This is a genomic window from Sphingomonas kyungheensis (assembly GCF_037120395.1).
GTDB classification, from domain to species: Bacteria; Pseudomonadota; Alphaproteobacteria; order Sphingomonadales; family Sphingomonadaceae; genus Sphingomonas; species Sphingomonas kyungheensis.
On sequence record NZ_JBBBDM010000005.1, the window covers coordinates 48,934 to 71,786 of the forward strand.

Below are 22,853 nucleotides of genomic sequence, written 5' to 3' on the forward strand. Positions count from 1 at the left end.
GCGGTAAAGTAATCCGTCAGGCGTGAGACAAAACGGTCACATCCCTGACGCCATCAAGTCGCGAAAGCTCAAAGATAGTGCAACACAACTGCCCTAGCGCTCAAGCTTCAGGCGCCAAAGAACCGCCCTTCAGGGATTGATTCACCATGAAATTTGCTACCGTCAGCGTCGTCGCGGCGTTGCACGTCCTGTCGACCTCTGCCGCGTCGGCACAGACCTCCCCAACCGATCCGGTGCTCAGTCAGCCGGCCGCGGAGGCTGCTGACGGGGGCGACATCGTGGTGACCGGTACGCGGGAGCGGGGCCGTACGCAGTTCGACACCCTGGCGCCCGTCGACGTGCTCCCGGAAGCCCTGGTGCGGTCCAGCGTATCGGGCGATCTCAACAATGCGCTCGCGCAACTCCTGCCGTCGTTCAACGTCCAGCGCCTGCCGGCCGCGGATGGGCAGGCGTTCGTCCGGCCGGCGACCTTGCGCGGGCTGTCAGCCGACCAGACGCTCGTCCTCGTCAACGGCAAGCGCTACCATCGCTCCGCACTGCTCGGCACCCGCGGCGCGCAGGCCCCCGACCTCGCCAGCATCCCCAGCCTCGCGATCAAGCGTATCGAGGTGCTGCGCGACGGCGCCTCGGCGCAATATGGCTCCGACGCCATCGCCGGCGTTATCAACATCATCCTCGACGATCAGCCGGGGATGGAGGCCTATGGCCAGTTCAGCCAATATTATGCCGGCGACGGCAATGATTATCAGTCCGGCGCGCGCGGCGGCATCGCCCTCGGCGACAAGGGTGCGATCGTCTTCACCGGTCAGTTCGAACATGGCGAGGCGACCTCGCGCACGCGCCAGCGTCCCGACGCGATCAGCTTCCAGGCGGCGAACCCCAGCCTCGCGGTGCCCAATCCCGTCCAGCGCTGGGGCCAGCCCGACGAGGAGCGTGTGCGCGGCGCGGTCGACATGCACTATGACCTCGCCGATGCCGCCACGATCTACGCCTTCGGCACCGTGCAGCAGGGCGAGGGGCTGACCGACTTCAACTGGCGCAATCCCAGCAACACCGGCAGCGTCTACAATCCCAGCAGCGCCTTTCCCGGCTTCAGCTTCCGCAGCATCTACCCGGCGGGCTTCACGCCGCGCTTCGGCACGCAATTTACCGATCTGCAACTTGTCAGCGGCGTGCGCGGCAATCTATCGGACGCGCTGAGCTACGACCTCAGCGCCTCGGCCGGGCGCAGCCGCATCGACTATACGATCGCCGAAACGCTCAACGCCTCGCTCGGGCCGGCCAGCCCGACCAGCTTCTACCTCGGTCGCCTGACGCAGCGGGAGACCAACCTCAACGCCGACTTCGTCTATCGCCTGCCCGTCGGCGGTGTCGAACCGCTCAATATCGCCTTCGGCGGCGAGCGGCGGATCGAGCGCTATGCGGTCGGCGCGGGCGATGCCGCTTCTTATGCGATCGGCGCCGGCGCTGCGACCGGCCTCGCCCCGAACGCGAACGGCTTTCCCGGCTTCGGTCCCCAGCAAGCGGGCAACTTCAAGCAGACGAGCAATGCGGGCTACGTCGATCTCGCCTGGCATCCGGTCAGGATGCTGACGCTTGGCGCTGCCGGCCGTTACGAGGATTTCTCGAGCTTCGGTGACAAGTTCACGTATAAGATTTCGGGCCGGATCGAGCCGGTCGCGTGGCTGGCGCTGCGGGGGACCTATTCCACCGGCTTCCGCGCGCCGACCCCGGCCCAGCTCAATACGCGGGTGGTGAGCCAGGGCCTCGACACCCGCACGCTGCAAGTGTTCAATCAGGGTCGCCTCGCACCCACCGATGCGCTCGCGGTGGCGCTCGGCGCCAAGCCGCTGCGGCCCGAAACCTCGCGCAACGTCAGCGCCGGCCTCGTCGCGCAGACGCATATCGGGCTGGGCGCGACGATTGACCTCTATCAGATCGACGTCGACGACCGGTTCAGCCAGTCGGCGACGATTCCCATCCCGGCCGGTTTCGCCAATCCCGACCGCTTCACGTCGATCAGCTATTTCACCAACGACTTCGACACCCGCACCCGCGGCATCGACGTCGTGGTCAGCTACGCCCGCAATCTCGGCAGCGGCCGCGCCAGTGCGACGCTCGCCTATAATTACAATCGTACCCAGGTCTGCAGCGGGACGAGCGCGGCGATCGCCAACGAGACGCAGCGCCGCATCTTCCAGGAACGCCTGCCGCAGCACAATGCGACCGGTACGCTCGGCTATGACATCGGGCCGGTCGGCGTGATGCTGCGTGGCCGCTATTATGGGCCGTGGACCGACGTGACCGGCAATGCGACCGGCGAGCTGTTCCAGCGCTTCGGCGGTCTCGCGCTGTTCGACGCCTCGCTCACCTATCGGATGACACCGAACATCTCGATCCGCGGCGGAGCGGAGAATGTCTTCGGCACCTATCCCGCCGAGGCGACCAACCAGGCCAATCGCGGCCTGATCTATTCGCGTAACGCCCCCTATGATACCGACGGCGGGCGTTATTACGTGCGGTTCGGATTGACCTTCTGATGATCGGTCGCCGTACGCTGCTCGGCGGCGGGATAGCCGCCACCCTCCCGCTGCCGGGGCGCGCCATCGCGCCGACGCGGCCCGCCGCAGATGACGAGACCTTCTGGGCCACGGTCGCGGCGGACTATGACGTGCCGCAGGAGGTCATCCAGCTCGAGAACGGCAATTGGGGCGCGATGTCCCGACCCGTGCGGGCCGCCTATGAACAGGCGGTCGCGCGCGTGAACCGGGATACCAGCTTCTATACCCGGCGCGGCATGACGGCCGACCTTACCGCCGCGCGTGCCGCGGTGGCGGCGGAGCTTGGCGTGCCGGCGGAGGAGATCGCCTTCACCCGCAACGCGACCGAGGCGCTGAAAGCGCTGATCCTCGGCTACAATCGCCTGACGCCAGGCGACGCGATCCTCTATGCGGATCTCGATTACGACAGCATGCAGGCGTGTATGGACAGCCTCGCGCAGCGGCGCGGCGTCCGCGTCCGCCGCATCGCGCTGCCCGAGCCCGCCACCCGCGCCGGTCTGATCGACGCTTATGCCCAGGCAATGGCGGACGAACCGCGGCTGAAGCTCATTCTGCTCACTCATATGAGCCATCGCACCGGTCTGGTGATTCCGGTCCGTGAGATTGCCGCGATGGCGCGCGCGCGTGGGATCGACGTCATCGTCGACGCTGCGCACAGCTGGCAGCAGCTCGACTTCGCGCTGCCGGACCTCGACTGTGATTTCGTCGGGTTGAACGGACACAAATGGCTCGGTGCGCCGCTCGGCGTCGGTATCCTCCACATCCGCCGACGCGCCTTGTCGCGCATCGACCGCGATCCTGCCGAAGACGCCGCTGGTCCCGATACCGTCATGGCGCGTGTCCATACCGGCACGCTCGATTATGCCGCCTGGCTCACCGTGCCCGCGGCGCTGGCCTTTCAGCAGCGGATCGATCGCGCCGCCCGTGCCGCCCGGCTTCGCGCGCTCCGCAACCGCTGGGTCGGGCAGGCGCGCACCATATCTGGTCTCGAGGTGCTCACGCCGGACGATCCCGCGCTGCACGGCGCCATCACGTCCTTCCGGTTGCGGGATCAGACCAGCCCGCAGGCCAATGCCGCGATCGCGCAGCGGCTGCTCGACCGATACGGCGTCTTTACGGTGCATCGCGCCGGCGTGGCCAAGGGCGCCTGCGTCCGGGTGACGCCGTCGCTGTTCACCTCCGCCACCGATATCGACCGGTTGATCGTCGCGCTGCGGGATATGTCCAAGACCGCATGACGTGCCCGGGATCGGCGCAACAGCAGCCATGAACGGCGGGTACCTCTCGCCGTTACCTTGCGGATGGTCCGCTTCCCGTCACCCCCAGCCCAACCGCCGCGCGACCGGCGCCAGCCGCTCGGCGACCATCCGTTCCGGCCCCTCGGGCCGGCCGACCGCGATCCAGCTGCCGAGCAGGAGCGCGGCATAGGTCGCGGCGCCGACCAGCACGGTGGCGATCACCGCGACCAGCGACAGCGAGTGGCGCAAGGCATCGGGCAAGGCCAGCACCACCGCCGCCATCCCCGCGGTGGCGAGCGCGATCCGCCACGGCGCGACGAGCTGCGCGACGATCGACAGGCCGACCAGCCGCCGCACATAGCCCATCGTCACCAGCATCAGGATCGCATTGGTCAGCACCCGGCCGATCACCGCGCCCATCACGCCATAATGCCAGATCAGCGCGATCAGCAGCGGCAGCTTGACGAGGATCTCGACGACGCGCTGGCGCAGGAAGATCGCGGTGCGGTCCATCGCCATCGCCATCGGGTCGAGCGGCGACACCCAGACGACGAACACCGGCGCGAGCGCCAGCCAGCGCAGCATCGGGATCGCCTGGATCCAATTGCCGCCGAGCACCACCGGCACCACCTGCCCGGCGAGCAGGCTCAGCCCGACCATCCCCGGCGCGGCGATGGTGAGCAGCGTCTGCGAGATGCGCAGATAGGCGCGCGCCATCCGCTCGCGCGAGTCCTTCATCGTCACGAAGCCCGCCATCAGCGGCCGCATCGCCGGCGCGACCAGCACCTGTTCGGGCACCGACGACAGGTCCGCCGCCATCGAGAAGCGGCCGAGGTCGGCCTTGCCGATGAAGCGGCCGAGGATCAGCTTGTCCGACTGCCAGCTCAGCGCGGCGAGCGCCTGGGCGAGGCTCGCCCAGCCGAGGAAGCCGGCGAAGCTGCGCCATTGCGTCAGCCCGAGCCGCGGCCGGAACGGCGCGAAGGCATAGGACTGGATGAGGCTGGCGAGCGGCGTCACCACCGTCCCCGCGGCGATCGCCCAATAGCTGCGCGTCGTCACCGCGAGCAGCACCGCGACCGAGAAGCCGAACACCTTGCTGACGATCTCGATCACCAGGTCGCGGCGGAAATCGATCCGCCGCGCATATTGCACCATCGCCGGGCTCTGCAGCCCGCGGGTGATCGGCGCGAGCGCGAGGAACAGGATCAGCGGCACCAGCCGCGGATCGGCATAGGCCCAGGCGAACGGCCAGGCCGCCGCGGCGACGATCAGCGCGAGGACGAGGCCGCGCAGCACGCCGATCGTGAAGGCGGTGTCGAGATGGCTGCGGCCGATCGTGTCGAGCCGCACCAGCGATTGCGCGATCGGCAGTTCGGACACCGCCTCGACGACGAAGATCAGCGTCATCGCCACCGAGATCAGCCCGAAGTCCTGCGGCGACAGCGTCCGCGCCAGCACGATCAGCGTGGTGAAATCGATGCCGCGCGCCATCAGTCGCGACGCCATCAGCCACGCCACGCTGCCCGCCGTGCGGCTGCCGACCCCGCGGCCGCCGACCTGTCCATCCGTCATTGCCGCCCCCATGGCCTTCCGGCACCGCTCGTGCCCGCCGACCCGTTCGCCGGCGGCTGCCGCCCCGGGCGTGCGGGGGCGGCCTCGCGGCGCTCCCTACTCAATCGCGCGGGCTGAAAAAAGTCCTCTGCGCGAAGCGGTTGAGCAGCACCGCCTGCCAGCGGTGATCGAACGCCTCCTTGCCGCTCTTGAGCAGCCGGCGGGCGCGCAGCAGCGGCGAACCGCTGCGATATTTGGGATCGATCGCGCGGCTCGCGTCGACGGTGAGATATTGGGCGAAATAGGGGTGGGCGGCGAGGAAGTCGGCATAGACGCGGCGGTGCGCCGGCTCCCACGGGCCGCCGGTCGTGTTCCACGGTTTGATCGGGCCGGTGAAATGGACGATGCTCGGCGCGATCGCCCGCGCGCGGTCGGCGAGGCGGAACCAGGTCGAATAATTGTAGCGCGGGTGCAGCATCATCCGGCGCGGCCCGCCCGGTGCGTTGAGCACCGCGTTGAGCGCGCTCTGGTCGTGGTGCTTGCAGCGTTCGGGGTTCTCGGCGAGGAAGCGCAGCGCCGCGCCGGTGAGCTGGCGCCACGTCTCGCGCCGCGCCATCATCACCCCGGCGTTGAAATAATCGGCGACGCGATCGATGCCGATGCCCTTCAGATAGGCGGGCGGATTGGCATAGCGGCCGCCATTGTCGAGCCGGTCGGCACCGGCGAGCAGGGTATCGGGCGGACAGTCGAAGCCGATCAGCGCGGCGACCGGACCGACGATCTGCACGTCGCCGTCGATGTAGATCACCGTATCATATTGCGCCGGGATCTCGGCGTCGATCACCAGCCGGCCGAGCGTCGAGCTCGGACAGTGCAGTTCGGGCAGCCGGCCGACGCTGTCGGTGAGGAAGCGGCGGCTGTCGAGGAAGCGGAAGTTGAACCGCGCCGGCGCCAGCGCCGCCTGGATCGCGCGCTGTTCGTCCTCGGGGATGTCGATCAGATAGATGAGGATGTCGGCGATCGCCGCGACTTCGGGCTGGGCGGCGAGCTGCGAGGCGGCGATCAGCGCCTGCGCGACATAGCCGCGGTCGCTGACGAAGGTGACCACCCGTGTGATCCCCGGCCGGTTGCTCTCGGGCGTCCCCAGGGGGAAGGTGTCCACTCATCAACTCCTGACTGCACGCACCGGATCGTGGAACCCTGCGCGACCGGCGGGGACGATCCTGCCGCGCCCGCCACCGGAACGTGGCAAGGCGATGCGATACAACGTTCTTCTCCCCATTATCGCCCGCGAGGGATCAATATTTGGTAAGCGCCCGCCATGTCATCGCCAGGCAGGATAGCCTTGCCGGACAGGGGATGCTACGTCTTTGTCCGGATTGGCAAACCGGCCGGCGGAGGGCGCGCGTGGACGCGCCGCCCCGCGCGACCGGGCCGGACGGGCGCCGGACGGGGCCGCATTAGGGGCTGTGATGGTCGTTCTCGCAATTTTCTGGCTGCTGTTCTTCGCCGCGGCGGTGTCGGGCATCCGCTGGACGCTCTATCTGTTCTTCTGCAGCCTCGCCTTCGGCTCGCTCGCCATCCTGCCGGTCAACCTCACCGGCGGCACCACCTTCCTGCCGCACACCGCCTGTTCGGCCTTGCTCTGCGTCCGCTCGTTCATCGCCTGCCGCAAGCCGCATCTGCTGGTCGACGGCCTGCTCGATTACAACAAGCTCGGGCTGCTCACCGCGTTCATCGTCTTCGGGCTGATGGTCACCTATACCGCGCCGTTCCTGTTCCACGGCGCGCCGATCATGGGGCTCAACAACATCACGCGCAGCCCGCTGGGCTTCGGTTCGGGCAACATCACCCAGCCGCTCTATCTGCTCGCCGCCTTCGCGATCACCATCTCGATCTACCAGCTGCTGCTGCAGACCGAGACGCGGCGGATGGTCTATCAGGCGATCTTCATCGGCGGCGCGATGGCGGTGCTCGCCGGGATGATCGACATGGCGACCGCGGGCAGCGGCCTGCTCGCGCCGCTGCGCACCGCCACCTATGTCATCATGGACGGCGACGACGTCGGCGGCATGCGCCGCGTCATCGGCTTCAACACCGAAGCCTCCGCCTACGGCACGCTGGTGCTGTCGTTCGGCTCGATGATCTATTTCATGCGGCTGGGCGAAGCGCTCGGCGGCATCTATGCCAAGATCCAGACGCCGCTGGCGCTGGCGCTGATCGCCTTCACCGTGCTGTCGACCTCGTCGGCGGCGTTCCTCGGCCTGGGCGTGCTCGGCATGATGGCGGTGTTCGCCAACGTGCTCGCGCTGCGCCACCCCGCCGACGAGAAGCGCGCGCTGATCCAGCTGCTGGTCATCGGTGCGGGCGCGATCGTCGTCGCCGCGCTGGTGATCGCGACGCCCAGCCTGTTCAACGGCGTCGTCGACCTGGTCGACAGCCTGATCTTCAAGAAGACGTCGAGCAGCTCCTATTCGGAGCGCAGCAGCTGGAACATCGTCAGCCTCGAAGGGCTGGTCGCGACCGGCGGCTATGGCGTCGGCGTCGGCTCGACGCGCGCATCGAGCTGGCCGGTCGCGGTGCTGAGCAGCACCGGGGTGATCGGCGGGCTGATGATGGCACTGTTCTTCCTCCGCCTGATGACCGCGAGCCTGCGCGGCGCGAGCGACGAGATCCGCCGCGTCGTGGTCGGCGCGCGCTATGCGCTGCTGATCTGCCTCATCCCCGGCGCGGTGGCGGGGACGCTGGTCGATTTCGGCGCGTTCAACGCGACGCTGTTCGCGATCACCACCGCACTGCCGACGCTGATCCCGGTCGCGACGCGACGCCGGCGCATGCGCCGCCCCGGTGCCGGCGAACCGCGCACCATCGCGCCGCGCGCGCAGCCGGCGCCGCGCCCGGCCCGCGCCGGCGTCCGCCGCGTCGCGCGCTGAGGGTTCGCGCGGAGAGGCGCGCGGCGGCTATGGACGGGATGATATTCCAAGCGACGCACGCCTTTCTATCGGGACGCTATACCGGGACGGCTCACGTGTTCGGCCGGTCGCGCCCATCATTCGGATCAGCATACGACAACAGCCAGATAGTCAGGCCGATCGGCTGATATGGCGCGAAGTGTCGCGTCACGCGTGACCAACGGCACCTTCCGAACCCGGGCGGTCGCGATCAGAAAGCAGTCCCCTGGGTCTTTGTGGCCGGTTTCCAGGGCCACCTTGGCGGCCTCTATGGCAATCCGCTGGTCTATCGGCACCACCCGCGCCCGCGTCACCGCCACAGCATCGCGGAACCAGTGATCCGGCGCGTCATCACCGAGATGTGGACGATCCGCCACCCGGGTTTTCTGCGACGCGACCGCCAGCTCCCATGCCGTGATCGGCGACGCCAGAAGCGCACCAGCCTCTTGGCTGTCACCGATCGCCACCAGCGCCTCCTCCATGAGGGGAGCGTTGCCGGTGACGAGCCAATAGAGGGTGTGCGTATCGAGAAGAACGCCTGCCAAGAGCGATTACGACTTGGCCGTGGTCGATCGGCCAGACTTGCTGCCTTTGAGTGCCTGCGAGGCAATCGGCTTCGTCAGGTCGACGCCCTTCTTCAGCGTCAGACCCTTGAGCGCGCCGACGCCGAAAACCGTGACGAGCCGACCTGTCTTCGTATCGCGAACGACCGTGCTGGTCGATGTGGCGTGGGACTTGGTCATTCCCATAATATACGCCGTCCTACGCCGAGCTCCAAACGACCGATCCGCGTCACTTCTGCACGGGGACCTCGGATTTCGATGTCGGCCGCCCCCTCCGCGCCTCTGCGCGCACCCTGATCGCTGCCCGGCCGGCTGTCCCGGACGCCGGGACGGCGTGGCTGGCCGTCTGCGTCATCCGTGCTATCAGACCGGCGAGAGGAAAGGAGCGGCGATGGGCAAGCGCATTCTGGTGACGGGCGGGGCCGGTTATATCGGCAGCCACACGTGCAAGGCGCTCGCTGCGGAGGGCTTCGTGCCGGTGACCTTCGACAATCTGACGCTCGGCGATGCGGCGCGGGTGCGCTGGGGCCCGCTGGTCGAGGGCGACGTGCGCGACGCCGCGGCGGTAGCGCAGGCGATCGCCGATCATGATGCGGCGGCGGTGATCCATTTCGCCGCGGACGCCTATGTCGGTGAATCCGTCGCCGATCCGGCGCGCTATTACGACAATAACGTCGGCGGGATGATCGGCCTGCTCGCCGGCATGCGCCGTGCCGGCTGCACGCGGATCGTCTTCTCCAGCACCTGCGCGGTCTATGGCAGCCCGGCGACGCTGCCGATCGACGAGGATACGCCCGCCGAGCCGGTCAATCCCTATGGCCGCACCAAGCTGATCTGCGAACAGATGCTCGCCGACCATGCCGCCGCCTATGGCATCGACTATGTCGCGCTGCGCTATTTCAACGCGAGCGGCGCCGATCTCGACGGCGAGCTCGGCGAGGACCGCGACTACGAACCGCATCTGATCCCGCGCGCGATGCTCCACCTGCTCGGCCGGCTGCCCGATTTCGCGGTGTTCGGCAGCGACTTCCCGACCCCCGACGGCACCGCGATCCGCGATTACATCCATGTCGCCGATCTCGCCGCGGCGCATCTGCTCGCGCTGCGCCGGCTGCTGGACGGCGGCGAGGCGGCGGCCCGCGTGTTCAACCTCGGCTCGGGCAACGGCCATTCGGTCGCCGCGGTGCTCGCCGAGATCGCCGCGGTCTCCGGCCGGCCGCTCGCCGCGCCGCGCGGCGGCCGCCGGCCGGGCGACCCGCCGCAGCTCGTCGCCGACGTCGCGCTGGCGCGTGACGCGCTCGGCTTCACCGCACGCCATTCGGCGCTGCGCGACATCATCGCCTCGGCGTGGCGCTGGCATGCGCAGACGCACGGCACGCCCCAGACCGGCCACGGAGACGCTTGTGCATCTTGAGAAACGCATCCTCATCACGGGTGGCGCCGGCTTCCTCGGCTCGCACCTGTGCGACATGATGCTGGCGGCGGGGCATCGCGTGCTGTGCGTCGACAATTTCTTCACCGGCACGCAGCGCAACGTCGACCATCTGCGCGACAACAACCGCTTCGAGCTGATGCGCCACGACGTCAGCTTCCCGCTCTACGTCGAGGTCGACGAGATCTACAATCTCGCCTGCCCGGCCAGCCCGATCCACTATCAGCGCGATCCGGTGCAGACCACCAAGGTGAGCGTGATCGGCGCGATCAACATGCTCGGCCTCGCCAAGCGCACCAAGGCCAAGATCTTCCAGGCCTCGACCTCCGAAGTCTACGGCGATCCCAGCATCCACCCGCAGACCGAGGATTATTGGGGCAACGTCAATCCGATCGGCATCCGCTCCTGCTACGACGAGGGCAAGCGCTGCGCCGAGACGTTGTTCTTCGACTATCGCCGCCAGCATCACCTGACGATCAAGGTGGCGCGGATCTTCAACACCTATGGCCCGCGCATGCACCCCAATGACGGGCGCGTCGTGTCGAGCTTCATCGTCCAGGCGCTGCGCGGGGACGACATCACCATCTTCGGCAACGGCGAGCAGACGCGCTCCTTCTGCTACGTCAGCGACCTGCTCGACGGCTTCGTCCGGCTGATGGACACGCCCGAGACGGTGACCGGGCCGATCAACATCGGCAATCCGGTCGAGTTCACGATGATCGAACTGGCGCAGCTGGTCATCGAGCTGACCGGCTCGCGCTCGAAGATCGTCCACCTGCCGCTGCCCGCCGACGACCCGCGCCAGCGCCGCCCGGACATTGCGATCGCCCGCCGCGAGCTCGGCTGGGAACCGCGCGTCCAGCTGCGCGAAGGGCTCGAGAAGACGATCGCCTATTTCGAGACGCGGCTCGCCGAGGGCGCGACGGCGGCGGGGTAGGACGCCTGCCTCGGCGTGATATGGTGACGCGCCGTGCGCCCGCGGCCGTGTGGTTCGCGCGGAGGCGCGGAGGGTTTTCGTATCGACCAGCGGTTCGGGTTTCGTCGTCCGTCGCTACGGGTGTCGCTGATCTCCGCTCGGTGGCTCACGCGCGGGCGTCGGGATGAGGCAGCCGCTCTCACGCCTCCGACGATCACCGGACAGAATGCTGCGCCTCAGCGCCTCCGCGCGGATCATCGTCCCCGCGGCTTCGCAAGGACCATCGATCCGCCGACAGGCCAACCCGACGAGGGCGACGACAGGCGCCGAACCACGGCAATGCGCCTCGAATTTCACCCCGCCCGCGCCAAAACGGGACGCTTCAGCGACGAACCGGTAATATCGAAGCGATTCTGTCCTATCAGGCCGTGTCCCGCTGCTTGCCAAGGCCGATTGGCTCATGCGATGGCATATCAATCATTTCGGCGGCACCGTCGGGGCGGCCATCAGCAAGGCCGATCCAGCCAGGCGTCGCGGTGATACGACCCGTCAGGATAGGACCGAGCCGTGCCAGCGCGATATTGTGATGCTCTTGCCAGAACGGTCGGCAGCATGGCGGTAGGGGAGCGGCGGCGATGACCGGCCGCCTCGCCAGCATCGTGGTGATCAACCACAATTACGGCAGCTTCCTCGCCACCGCGATCGACAGCGCATTGGCGCAGGATCACACGCCGCTCGAGGTGATCGTCGTCGACGACGGCTCGACCGATGATTCCGCCGCGATCATCGCCGGCTATGGCGACCGCATCCGCGCGGTGATGAAGGCGCAGGGCGGCCATGTCGCCGCGGTCAACGCCGGCTATGCCGCGGCACGCGGCGACTATCTGCTGTTCCTCGACGCCGACGACCTGCTGCGGCCCGACTGCCTCAGCCAGGCGCTCGCCATGCTCGAGCCGGGCGACGCCAAGGTGCAGTTCCGGCTGGCGACGGTTGACGGCACCGGCGCCGACCAGAACATGCCCTTTCCGCATTTCCCGCCCGGCTATGCCCCCGCCGACGTGCTGCGCGCCGCAGCGCGGTCGGGCTGGTATCCGTGGACGGTATCGACCGGCAACATCTTCACCCGCAGCTTCCTCGACCAGGTGATGCCGATCGACGCCGGCACCGTCTATCGCTCGCCCGACGGCTATCTCAGCAAGCTCGCGCCGCTCTATGGCGCGGTGCGCTCGCTGCCCGCGGTGCTCGGCGGCTATCGCGTCCATGGCAACAATGCCTGGGCGAGTTCGCAGAAGAGCTGGAGCGCCGATGTCGCGCTGCGCTGGCTGGCGTTCGACCGGGTGCTCGAACACGCCTTCGTCACCGCGGCGGGGCAGCGCGGCGTCGCGATCCGCCAGCCGCTGCTGCGCTCGTTCCAGAGCCTCGAATATCGCATGCAGGCGCTGCGCTTCGCCGATCCCGCGACGCGCCCGCCCGACCGCCGCCACCGCGTCGTCAGCGATGCCGCGCAATGGCTGGTCGAGCTCCACCCGTTCGGCTGGGCGGGCAGCGCGGCGCGCTTCGGCTGGCTGCTGTTCCTCGGCTATGCGCCGCGGCCGCTCGTCGAACGCCAGATCCGCAAGGCGCGCACCCAGACCAACCGCTCGCCGCTGTTCAAGGCGCTGCTATCGCTGACGCGGAAGTTCGAATAGCCGCGGTTGTGTGAAGAATTGGGTTCGCGCTGAGGCGCGGAGGACGCGGAGATGATGCGCTTGCCGCGTCGGTCGCGCGCCTGATCGGGGATGGGATCGGAGATGCGGGCCTCTACGCCCTCCGCGCCTCTGCGCGATCCTATTCCACGCCGATCGCGCCCCGATCTCAGGCGACGCTATACGGCGTCCTGCGGAACGAGCGCAGCGCGCGCTTGCGGCGCAGCGGCACCCGCCACGGCAGGGCCCAGCCGAGCCCGAGCCGCGGCGGCTGGTCGAGCCCCGGCCCGGCGCGGCCCGACGTCGTCTCCCAATAAGGCGCGAGCACCGGATGGCGCGCGACCAGCGTCGTATAGGCGTCCTTGAACTCGCCGTTGTACGAGGGATATTTGTCCGCCCACGGCTTTTGCGCGCCGGTGAAGTGGATGATCGCCGGGTTCATCCGCTCGCGCAGCCCGAGCAGCCCGTACCAGCGGTTGAAATTGTAGCGCGGCGACAGGAATTCGCGCTTGGCGCGCGGGGTGATCGCGTTCAACGCGCTCTGGTCGTGATAGCGGCAGATCGCCGAGCGATCGCGCATGAACTGGAGCGCCTGCACGCCGAAGGCCGCCCATGTCTCGCGCGTCGCCGCCAGCACGCCGCTGTTGAAATAAAGCCGCGGATCGCTGATCCCGAGCCCGCGGACGTAATGCCGCTCGCCCGTCGCGCTGCCGCCGGCTTCGGACCACCACATTTCGGCGGCGTCGGGCCCGGCGAGGATATGGCCCTCTCCGACGTCGTGGCTGACCAGCGGCAGGATCGATCCGACGATCTGCACGTCGCCGTCGATATAGACGATATGCTTGTACTGGCTGTCGATATACCGAGACGACGACAATCGCGCGAGCGCCGCCTTGGGCACGTGCGTCTCGTTGAACACCGCGCCGTCGGGCAGCGCGAAGCCGTCCTTGCTGATATGGCGGAAGGCGATCTTCGGAAACGCCGCCTGCAACGCCGCCCCCTGTTCGGGCGCGATGTCGATCAGCATGATCATCACATCGGCGATCGCCATCACGTCCGCCTGTCGCGTAATCTGTTCGGCCGCGACGATCGTCGGGACGAGAAAGCCCCGATCGGTCGAAAAGAACACCAATCGGTGCCGACGGTCGCTCATGCGTTACCCCTAAGTGATCGCAAGCTTCGAAGCGCCCGAAGGCCCTGCCAGCCCGACCGGGATTAGGCGGGGCAGGGTATATTTGCCAGCTATATCAACGGCTCGTCCGATGGAACGGGCCAATAATCCGATCAAATCGCGGCAATCCAACAGTATTGCTGTCCAACTTTACTGTCGATGCCCGGTCTTTCACGCACGGCATCGGCGCTCCACCGGAGCATCCGGTGGAGCGGATCATGTGACAACTTGGGGAATAGCCCCGAAGATGCCGGACAGGGCTAGTCGGTCGGGTCGGCCGGGCGCTTGATCAGCCCGTAATCCTTGTCGAGCACGTCATCGAAGACGCCGAGGACGATATGGAGATCGTCGCCGGTCAGCCGGCTGTCCCGATCGACGACGTCGCTGCCGCGGATCGAGCCGGCGAAAGTGCGGAGATGGGCGATGGCCTCGTCCACCCGGCGTGCGGCTTCCTTCTCGGTCATGCCGCTTGGTGGCATCCGCCCCGATCCTGCACAAGTTTTTCTGCTGCGGCGCAGCGGATACGCGGTGATGCGAGCCGGTGATGCGACCGATCCCCTAGCGGATCAGCCGCTGCGTGAACGGCAGCCGGTCGAGCGCCAGCACGCACAGCGCCGATGCGATCACCGCGAGCAGCGCATCGACCAGGCAGACGGCGAGCGTCGCCCGGCCGATCAGCCGCGCGGCAAGGTCGAGGAACAGCAGGTGGACGACATAGAGGCCGAGGCTGAGCCGCGCGAGCTGTGCGAGCAGCGGCGGCAGGTGCAGCGTCGGCGGCAGCGCCAGCGCGACGAGGAAGGCGGCGATGCCATAAGGGATGGTCATCACCGTATCGTCGGTGAAGCGCGGGAAGGGGATCGTCCCCTGCGCATGGAGCGCGGCGACCTCGCCGAGCTGGAGCGCGGCGGCGAGCGCGAACAGCGCCAGCGCCGAGGCGAGCGCCGGCCGGAGGTCGCGCGCGCGCATCCACGCGCCGGCGGTGATGAACAACAGTCCGAAGAACGGCCCGTTGCGCGTGTTGAACGGCGGCCGCGGCAGGCCGAGCCAGCCGCGATACGGCCCGAAGGCGAGCGCCAGCGCGTAGAAGAGCAGCGCCAGCGCGAGCACCGCACTCCAGCCGAACCGGCTGCGCACCAAAGCGAACAGCACGCCGGCGACGCCGAGCGCGGGCAGGAACCAGAGATGCTGGCCGTCGAGCCCGGTGACCAGCAGCCGCACCAGCATCGCCGGCGAGCGCAGCTCGGCGAGCGAACCCTTGAAATAGAGGATATAGACCAGCGCCCAGACGAAGAAGGGCGGCGCCAGCCGGACGAGCAGGCGCATCGCGGTGCGCGCCGGTGCGCGCGGCGACAGGAAATAGCCGAAGGCGACGAAGAAGAACGGCACCGCGAAGCGCGCCAGCACCGCGATCGTATCGGCGGCGGTGGCGGCGTCGTTCGCGCCGTCGGCGACCGCATGGATCAGCACCACCGCGACGAAGGCGACCAGCCGCATCAGGTCGACGCCGGCGCGCCGCGACGCGACCTCCGGCGGTGCGGCGGGCAGGACGGCGCTGGGTGTCGAAGCGATGGCGGCCTCCGTACGGCAACGGCCGGCGCATGGTCACCGGCGGCGGGATCGGAACGCACACGCGCCGGTCACGCCGGCGGCACCGGTCTAGTCGCTCTCCCGCGCCGACGCCAGCGCCCGCCACCGATCCCGTATCGCCGGGAAACACGACAGGATGTCCCCAAAGCGCGACACCTCCGCGCCTCTACATGATCCTGTTGGGGCACTCATCGGATAGGGCGCGCAGAGGCGCGGAGGACGCAGGGGAGATGCAAATTGGTCGCGTGATCCACAGCGGTTGATGGGTTCACGCGGAGGCGCGAAGGTGTCGCGCCTGCGGTGATCGCGGCTTGTCACAATTGCCCTCGAAATGACCGGGCCACACTTCCCCGAAGCACGACCTCTTCGCGTCTTCGCGTGAGCCAAAATGCCGGATTCCCAGAGGCTTGGGCAAAGAATCGCCAGGCCGGTACGGGGTGGGGCGGAGGCGTGGGAGCTTGCGTCCGCGTCGCGGCTCTGCGCCGACAAACGCCGTCATATCAGCCGCTTAGCGTAAGCGGCGCTTACTCTTTATAGTAATTGCGGTAGGCGCGCCGTCTGCGTCGCCGCGACCGCCGCTTGAGCAAGACCACGACCGATAGCAAGCCGACCAGCGCCGCAAGGATGACAAGGGTAGGAACCGACATGCTCACGATTTAACACAGGCTCCCTCGTGAACGTGTACCGGCATCTAACAATGATGCGCTGCGATATGCAACGCCCAATCGCTTGCCCGCCGTGTTCAACAATGGGAAAGCATTGATCGCGTTTTCGACAAATAGCAATATTCGCGCACGCCGATCACGGTAAATATTAAATAAACAGCGGCCGAGCCGCGGCCGCGGCGCGTCCTTGATCCGGTCAGCCGTGGTCGAAACCGGCAGGATGATCTGATGGAGACGTTGTTGTCCGGTCACGGCATAACATTCGGCCGGCACGGGATCGGGCAAATGACATCTGGCCTGAATAATCGTCGGCCAGGCGCCGCGACGTTGCTGGATCAGGGCCGGCGGGGATAGGGTCGCGCGACTTGTCGCGACGGTGACGGGCAGCGCTCGCAATGTCCGGCGACGTCGATCGACTTGCTGGTCATGTGAAACCCTGCGGCGCCCGCGGCAACGCTGATGATATTCGCCGCGGCATGGCCGCGGACCGGGGTCGATTGTCCGCAGCGGCTACAGACCAAATTGATACGCGGCTGATATTGCTCGCCTTCTATCGCGCGATTGTCGGTCGGCTGGACGAGATTGGCCTGCATCAGGATATCGAGGATGCGATAGACGCTCGACGCCGCGGGCTCGGCGCCGCTGCGCGACGAGGCGTTGGCGAGCGCGAAGATCTGGTCGCGCGCATCGGCATGCGCCGCCTCCTGCGCGCGCGTCGGCGCCGGCGCGGCGGGCGCGGGGCTGCCGCCCCGGCCACGGCGCAGCATCTTGGTGGCGATGCCGAGTACCATCGCCTCGCCGCCCTGCGGCCGGCCGGCGAGCTGCCAGAGCAGCAGCACGGTCATGCCGAAGCCGAGCGCGCCCAGCGCGGCGAAGCCGGCGAGCGCGGCGACCAGCCACGGCTTGGCGAGATCGGCGGGCAGCCATTGCGTCGCCGGATAGACAAGCGCCCCCATCACCAGACAGCCGATCACCGGCCGCAGAATCGCCTTGAGCTGCGCCCAGACCGGCAGGTCGATCGCGTCGCGCGCCGCCTTCACCGCCATGCCGGCGAGCACCAGCGCGGCCGCCGCGCGCGCCGCGGCGATGCCGGGGATGAGGAAGAACCACGCGCCGGCGATGACCAAAGGCACCTTGACGAGGAAGTCGGTGAGCTGGCGGTTGAAGATCAGCGTCGAGCGGCGCAGCGCCAGCGCCAGCGCGTTGAGCGGCGTCCACAGCAGCCCGGGAATGCCGGCGAGCGCGAGCCATTGCAGGATCGGCGCGACCATGTCCCATTTCGCGCCGAGCGCGAGGCTAACCACCGGATGCGCGAGCAGCGCGGTGCCGGCGAGGATCGGGAAACCGAGCAGCGCGACCGCGGCGAAGGTCTTGAGATAGGCCTGGCGCAGCCGCGCCGGATCGTCGCGCACCGCGACCAGCCCCGCCGACAGCGGCCCGAGGATCGGGGTGAGCAGCACCTGCCCGGGGATCGAGGCGAGGCTGTCCGCCATCGTGAAGCGGCCGACCGAGGCGGTCGGCGCGAGCCGGCCGAGCACCAGCCGGTCCATCTGCCAGGCGAAGGCCGAGAAGAGCTGCGCGCCGCTCAGCCAGCTGAGGAAGTTGCGGAACAGCCGCCAGTCCTTGAGCGACAGGGTCGGGCGATAGGGAGCGAGCACGAACGACATCAGCGACGCGGTCACCGGCGAGGCGATCGTGCCGAGCGCGAGCGCCCAATAGCTGCCGGTCGCCACCGCGACGCCGATCGACACGCCGATCGAGACGAGCTTGCCGAGCAATTCGGTGGCGACGGTGCGGCGGAAGTCGAGATCGCGATTGTACAGCGCGAGCCGTGGATTGTTGATGCCGCGGAACGCCGGCGCCAGCGCCAGCGCGAGGATCAGCGGCAGCAGCCGCATGTCGCCGTAGACGATCGCGAACGGCCAGGCCGCCGCGCCGATCAGCACCGCGAGCACGACGCCGCGCAGCACGCTGAGCGTGAAGGCGGTGTCCATCATCGATCGGGTGATGTCGCGCTCGACGAGCAGCACCTGCGACACCGGCAATTCCATCACCGCCTCGACGATGAAGATCAGGCTCATCGCGATGCTGATCAGCCCGAAGTCGGCGGGCTGGAGCAGCCGCGCGAGCACGATCAGCGCGACGAGATCGATCAGCCGCGACAGCAGCCGCCCGCCGACCGCGAGGATCGAGGCGAGCGCGGTGCGATGCGACGCGGCGGCCGCGGGGGCAGGGGTGGGGACGGACAGCGCGGTCACGTCAGCGCGCCGACGCCGGGACGCAGCGTCCGGGAACAGGTACGGGGCGCACGGCCGCAACGAACGCCAATAGTCTGTGCTCCGATGCCACGCCGGCGCGGGACCCACGCGATCCCGCTCCGCAAGCTGCACCGCGGCGGCTCATCGCGTTGATTAGCCGTTCCTTTGTGGCCTGTCATCAGTCTTGGAGCCATGGTGCGCCGCACCAAGTGTCTCGCTGCGGTGCAGCTTCGCGCGCCGGGGCAGCGGCCCTGATCCCCGCCGTCGCACTATCTTAGTCTATCGCTCTAGTAATGATCGGCTAACCATAATAAACAGCCCAATCGTATCGGCAAACATCGTTCACCCTGTCTTTACCTTTTGCCGGCTAGGACTATAGGGGAAGGATTAGGGTGTGATTATGGCGATACCTGCTCAGATCATCGGCGACGACCGTGGCTCGGAACGTTTCACGGTCGGGCTCAATGCGACGCTGCGCGACCAGGTGACGCGCCCGCACGACGTGATGATCGACGATCTGTCGCTGACCGGCTTCCGCCTGTCGGGCGGACCGGCGCTGACCGTCGGCAGCGAGGCGTCGATCGGCTTCGCCGGCATCGGCATCCATCAGGCGCGGGTGACGCGGCAGGACGGCGACGTCTACGGCTGCGAATTCGTCACGCCGATCACGCCGGAGATGCTCGGCCGCGCGCTCTCCGCCGAGCCGGTCGCGCCGATCGCCTTTCCGACCGGTGCGGGCGCGCTGCTCGACCATGTCCCCGAACCGTTCGTCGAACCCTATTCGGGCCGCACCAAGCTGGTCATCGCCACCGTCGCCGCAGCCGCCGGCTGGGCGGTCGCCGCGGGCCTGTATCTCGCGCTGAGCTGAGCGCCGCGCGCAGGGGGCGGGAGACCGCCCCCGTCGCGCGCCGCGCCTACAGGCGCAGCACCGCCGAGGCGGTGACATTGCGTCCGGCAAAGGCGCGGGCGCTGTCGATGCCGTCCGCCGGCATCCTGTCGCGCACCTGGCCGACCTCGCTGATCGCGACGACGTCGAACAGATTCTGCGCGTTGAGCGCCAGCCGGATGCGCGGCGTGACGTCATAGGACATGAAGCCGTTGGTCAGGGTATAGCCCGGCATCTTCAGCGTGTTGGAATCCCCGGCATAGGAGGCGGTGGTGCCGGTGACGTTGAGGCCGACGGCGAAGCGGCCGGTCTCGATCGACGGCGTCGCCTGGAAGACCAGCGCCGCCTGCCGATAGGGGATATGGCCGTTGAGCGCCGGATCCACCTCGCTCTCGGCGATGCGGGCATGGGTATAGGTCGCCCCGCCGACGAGATGGAAGAGGCCGCGGTCGATGCCGCCCTCGAATTCGATGCCACAGGACCGATAGTGGTTCTTGACCAGCATCTGGACGGGGATCGCGATCTCGTTGGTTTCGGCGGTGAGCGCGCGGAAGGCGGTGAGATTGACGAAGATTCCGCCAGCGCGGAATTTGACCCCGGCATCCTGCTGGTCGACGTCATTGACCGCGACCGCATCGGCGATGCTGCCGTCGGGGCGGATGCCGCCCCCGAACAGCAGATGGTCCGCGTTGAAGCGCGCGCCGCGGCTCACCCGCCCGAACACCGCCAGATCGTGGACGATCTCGTAATTCACGCCGGCCGAATAGGTGAGATAGCGCTTGCGATAGTTGACCGGCTGGGCCGCGGCCAGTCGGACGACGGGGACGGCGCGCTCGGGCGGCTGGAGGAGGCCGTCGCGGTCGACGTCGATCGGGCTGGTCGCCGCGCCGGCATAGCTGCCGGTGGCGGACGAACCGTTGAAGCGGATGCTGCCGCCGATGTTGAGGCCGCTGAACTGGATGTTGGCGCCGACATAGGGCGCGTCGATCGTGTAATCGACATTGTAATAACGCTGGCAGCAATTGCCCCAGATCGGCTCGCCATAAGCGATCAGGCCATGCTGCGTCACCGCCTGGCCGGCGCCGTCATAGACGTCGAGCAGCGCGGCATCGCGGCCCTTGGCCTCCTCGAGATAGCTGTTCCAGTGCCAGTCCATCCGCACCTTCTGGAACGACTTGAAATAGCCGAGCGCGATACTGCCCGTGACGTGATCGCCGCGATAATCGCGGGTCAGCGACAGGATATTGGTCGCATTGGTGAAATCGTTCAGCGTCACGCCGAAGGTGAGGGCGTAGAGGCCGAGGCCGTTGCCGTTGAGCGCAGCGGGATCGGCGATCCCGCGACCGGCGCGTGGCCCGCTGGCATAGCGCAGCGTCGCGCCGTTGCCGCCGATCGTCTGCGCCAGCGTGGCGAGCGGCGCGACCAGCCCCGGATAGGAGGTGGCGGCCGATCCCGCGTTGCTCGCGACGTTGAACAGGTCGGAGACGGTGACGCCGTCGCCGAGATCGAACGACGCCTGCGCGCCGCCCCCGCGGGTGCGGATGCGATAGCCGTCGGCGAGGTCCGCGGCGATCCGGTTGCCGTCCGCGCCGATCGCCAGGTCGTTGCGGAAATAGGGCGACAGGGCGGTGCCCGCGCGCAGGTCGAAGCCGGGGAAGGCGGTATAGACGGGCGCGTCGGCGGTGCCGGTGATCCGCACCGGCGCCGGCACGAACAGCGGCGTGCGGTCGTCGAGCAATTTGGCGTGGAGCCGGATGAAGCCGTTGGCGAATTTGCGCGTGACATTGGCCTTGAGCTGACCGCCGCGCTCGGCGGTGAAGCCGGCATCCTTGAGGCCGCGGCCGATCCGGTAGAAGCCGCCGGCGTGGAAGGTCCAGTCCTGGCCGAGCGGGGCGCCGTAATCGGCGTCGATCCGCGTCCGGTTGAAATCCATGCCGCGGCTGACGCCGACCGCCCCGCCGGCGACGTCGCCGGTCTTGCTGATGTAATTGATCACCGCGCCGGGCGCGTTGCTGGTGAAGGTGGACGCCGATCCGCCGCGCACCACCTCGACGCGCTGGACGGTGAAGTCGGGGCGCAGGAAGGTATCGGCGGTGGCGAAGGCGATATCGCCGAAGTCGAGCACCGGCAGCCCGTCCTCCTGGAACTGGACGAACTTGGCGCCGCCATCGGCCGCGGGCAGGCCGCGCACCGCGATATTGGCATTGCCCTCGCCGCCCGAGGATTCGGCGCGCAGCCCGGGCACGTTGCGCAGCAGGTCGGCGCTGCTCATCGGCGCCAGCCGGGCGAGATCCGCGGCATCGACCGCGCTGATCGAGATGCTGGTGGTCAGCCGCCGGCGCGGCCGCGCCGTACCGGTGACGATGATATCCTTGTCGGGCGAGGGGGTCTGCTCCGCCGTCGTGCCCGCATCGGATGCGGATGCGGATGCGCCGGTCTGCGCCGCTGCCGATTGGGGGATCAGCACGATCGCAGCTACTCCGGCCAGCAGGCGTGACGAAACCTTCATGCAATACCTCAAACAGGATTGGAACCATATTGGTCACATCCTTTATAGAGGCAGGTATCGTCCGACCGACGCGCGCCGCTGCCGCCGCCCCGGCGTCGGCAGGATTTCCCGGACGATAGCGTCGCGGCTCAGCGCCGCAGCAGACCGCCGTCGACCGCATATTGGCTGCCGGTGACGTAGGAGGCGTCGTCGGAGAGCAGGAACAGCGCCACGGCCGCCGCCTCGTCGGCGGTGCCGGCGCGGCCGAGCGGCACCTGATCGATGACGAACCGTTCGAACCCGCGCCGCGCCGCCTCGGGCAGAAAGGCACGGAAATCGGTGTCGATCGGCCCCGGCACCAGCACGTTGACGCGGATGCCGCGCGGCGCCAGCGCCGTCGCCCAGGATCGCGCCGCGCCGATCAGCGCGCTCTTGCTCGCCGCATAGAGGCCGGTGGCCGCCGCGCCCTCATAGGCCGACGAGGAGGCGGTCACCACCACCGCCGCGCCCGGCTTGAGCTGCATCGACAGCCGGGCGAGCTGCAGCATCGGCCCGCGCACGTTGACCGCCATCATCGCATCGAAGCTTTCGGCATCGACCGCCTCGGGTGGCGCCAGCACCGCCACCGCAGCGTTGAGCCACAGACCGTCGAGCCCGCCGAGCGGCGACACGGCCGCGGCGAGCGCCGCGGCCGCGTCCGGATCGGCGGCATCGTTGACCAAGCCCTGCGCGCCGGTGCCGAGCCGCGCTTCCACCGTCGCGACCCGCGCCGCATCGCGCCCGGTGACGACGACCGCGCCGCCTTCCGCGACGATGCGCTGCGCCCCGGCGAGCCCGATCCCGCGCGTGCCACCGGTGATCAGGATGCGCTTGCCGTCGAACCGTGCCATGCGACTCTTGT

The 22,853-nt window shown here is 68.3% G+C and carries 17 protein-coding genes; 7 read left to right on the plus strand and 10 right to left on the minus strand.

Annotated features, from left to right (window positions below; genetic code table 11):
• Nucleotides 1–146: 146 nt before the first annotated feature.
• A complete protein-coding gene (locus V8201_RS12015) occupies nt 147–2,540 on the plus strand; it encodes a TonB-dependent receptor plug domain-containing protein (RefSeq protein WP_336545443.1) in 2,394 nt (797 codons plus the stop codon).
• On the plus strand, nt 2,540–3,799 hold the full coding sequence (locus tag V8201_RS12020; RefSeq protein WP_336545444.1) for an aminotransferase class V-fold PLP-dependent enzyme: 1,260 nt from the start codon (nt 2,540–2,542) through the stop codon (nt 3,797–3,799). Before V8201_RS12015 ends, V8201_RS12020 begins: the two co-directional genes overlap by 1 nt.
• 78 nt (nt 3,800–3,877) lie before the next feature.
• Here the strand turns inward: V8201_RS12020 and V8201_RS12025 are convergent, their stop codons facing one another.
• Nucleotides 3,878–5,371 carry a lipopolysaccharide biosynthesis protein gene (locus V8201_RS12025; RefSeq protein ID WP_037532353.1) on the minus strand — a complete coding sequence of 498 codons (1,494 nt, stop codon included), beginning with the start codon at nt 5,369–5,371 and terminating at the stop codon, nt 3,878–3,880.
• Between the two features lie 100 nt (nt 5,372–5,471).
• Entirely contained in the window at nt 5,472–6,512 is a 1,041-nt protein-coding gene (locus V8201_RS12030) for a glycosyltransferase family 8 protein (RefSeq protein WP_051583285.1), read from the minus strand.
• A gap of 310 nt (nt 6,513–6,822) precedes the next feature.
• Here V8201_RS12030 and V8201_RS12035 point away from each other — a divergent pair, with 310 nt between their 5' ends.
• Nucleotides 6,823–8,283, plus strand: coding sequence for a hypothetical protein (locus tag V8201_RS12035; RefSeq protein ID WP_051583286.1), 1,461 nt, complete (start codon nt 6,823–6,825; stop codon nt 8,281–8,283).
• A 125-nt stretch (nt 8,284–8,408) separates the two neighbouring features.
• On the opposite strand, the gene V8201_RS12040 is transcribed toward V8201_RS12035, so the two are convergent.
• Together V8201_RS12040 and V8201_RS12045 are read right to left on the minus strand one after the other, a co-directional pair.
• Nucleotides 8,409–8,846, minus strand: a complete 438-nt coding sequence (locus V8201_RS12040) for a type II toxin-antitoxin system VapC family toxin (RefSeq protein ID WP_336545445.1) — start codon at nt 8,844–8,846, stop codon at nt 8,409–8,411.
• A gap of 6 nt (nt 8,847–8,852) precedes the next feature.
• Nucleotides 8,853–9,044 carry a hypothetical protein gene (locus tag V8201_RS12045; protein WP_037532355.1) on the minus strand — a complete coding sequence of 64 codons (192 nt, stop codon included), beginning with the start codon at nt 9,042–9,044 and terminating at the stop codon, nt 8,853–8,855.
• A 211-nt stretch (nt 9,045–9,255) separates the two neighbouring features.
• On the opposite strand from V8201_RS12045, the gene galE reads away from it, so the two are divergent.
• The 3 genes from galE to V8201_RS12060 all read left to right on the plus strand — a co-directional run bounded on the left by galE (nt 9,256) and on the right by V8201_RS12060 (nt 12,900).
• On the plus strand, nt 9,256–10,278 hold the full coding sequence (galE, locus tag V8201_RS12050; protein WP_336545446.1) for a UDP-glucose 4-epimerase GalE: 1,023 nt from the start codon (nt 9,256–9,258) through the stop codon (nt 10,276–10,278).
• Nucleotides 10,268–11,233 (plus strand): UDP-glucuronic acid decarboxylase family protein, encoded by a 966-nt coding sequence (locus V8201_RS12055; RefSeq protein WP_037532361.1) that lies wholly within the window; start codon nt 10,268–10,270, stop codon nt 11,231–11,233. The genes galE and V8201_RS12055 overlap by 11 nt, the downstream gene beginning before the upstream one ends.
• A gap of 614 nt (nt 11,234–11,847) precedes the next feature.
• Nucleotides 11,848–12,900 (plus strand): glycosyltransferase family A protein, encoded by a 1,053-nt coding sequence (locus V8201_RS12060; protein WP_037532363.1) that lies wholly within the window; start codon nt 11,848–11,850, stop codon nt 12,898–12,900.
• Nucleotides 12,901–13,066: 166 nt separating this feature from the next.
• Here the strand turns inward: V8201_RS12060 and V8201_RS12065 are convergent, their stop codons facing one another.
• From V8201_RS12065 to V8201_RS12080, 4 genes are all read right to left on the minus strand, one after another.
• Nucleotides 13,067–14,050, minus strand: a complete 984-nt coding sequence (locus V8201_RS12065; protein ID WP_336545447.1) for a glycosyltransferase family 8 protein — start codon at nt 14,048–14,050, stop codon at nt 13,067–13,069.
• 278 nt (nt 14,051–14,328) lie between these two features.
• The gene (locus V8201_RS12070) at nt 14,329–14,532 is read right to left on the minus strand and encodes a hypothetical protein (protein WP_037532368.1); all 204 of its coding nucleotides are present in this window, start codon (nt 14,530–14,532) and stop codon (nt 14,329–14,331) included.
• 94 nt (nt 14,533–14,626) lie between these two features.
• Nucleotides 14,627–15,637: an acyltransferase family protein gene (locus tag V8201_RS12075; RefSeq protein WP_336545517.1), complete on the minus strand. Its 1,011-nt coding sequence runs from the start codon at nt 15,635–15,637 to the stop codon at nt 14,627–14,629.
• Between the two features lie 1,018 nt (nt 15,638–16,655).
• On the minus strand, nt 16,656–18,578 hold the full coding sequence (locus V8201_RS12080) for an oligosaccharide flippase family protein (protein ID WP_336545448.1): 1,923 nt from the start codon (nt 18,576–18,578) through the stop codon (nt 16,656–16,658).
• Nucleotides 18,579–18,978: 400 nt separating this feature from the next.
• Between V8201_RS12080 and V8201_RS12085 the strand changes: the two genes are divergently transcribed.
• The gene (locus V8201_RS12085) at nt 18,979–19,446 is read left to right on the plus strand and encodes a PilZ domain-containing protein (protein WP_336545449.1); all 468 of its coding nucleotides are present in this window, start codon (nt 18,979–18,981) and stop codon (nt 19,444–19,446) included.
• 46 nt (nt 19,447–19,492) lie between these two features.
• On the opposite strand, the gene V8201_RS12090 is transcribed toward V8201_RS12085, so the two are convergent.
• Together V8201_RS12090 and V8201_RS12095 are read right to left on the minus strand one after the other, a co-directional pair.
• The gene (locus tag V8201_RS12090; protein WP_336545450.1) at nt 19,493–21,973 is read right to left on the minus strand and encodes a TonB-dependent receptor domain-containing protein; all 2,481 of its coding nucleotides are present in this window, start codon (nt 21,971–21,973) and stop codon (nt 19,493–19,495) included.
• 128 nt (nt 21,974–22,101) lie between these two features.
• A complete protein-coding gene (locus V8201_RS12095; RefSeq protein WP_336545451.1) occupies nt 22,102–22,842 on the minus strand; it encodes an SDR family oxidoreductase in 741 nt (246 codons plus the stop codon).
• Nucleotides 22,843–22,853: the final 11 nt, after the last annotated feature.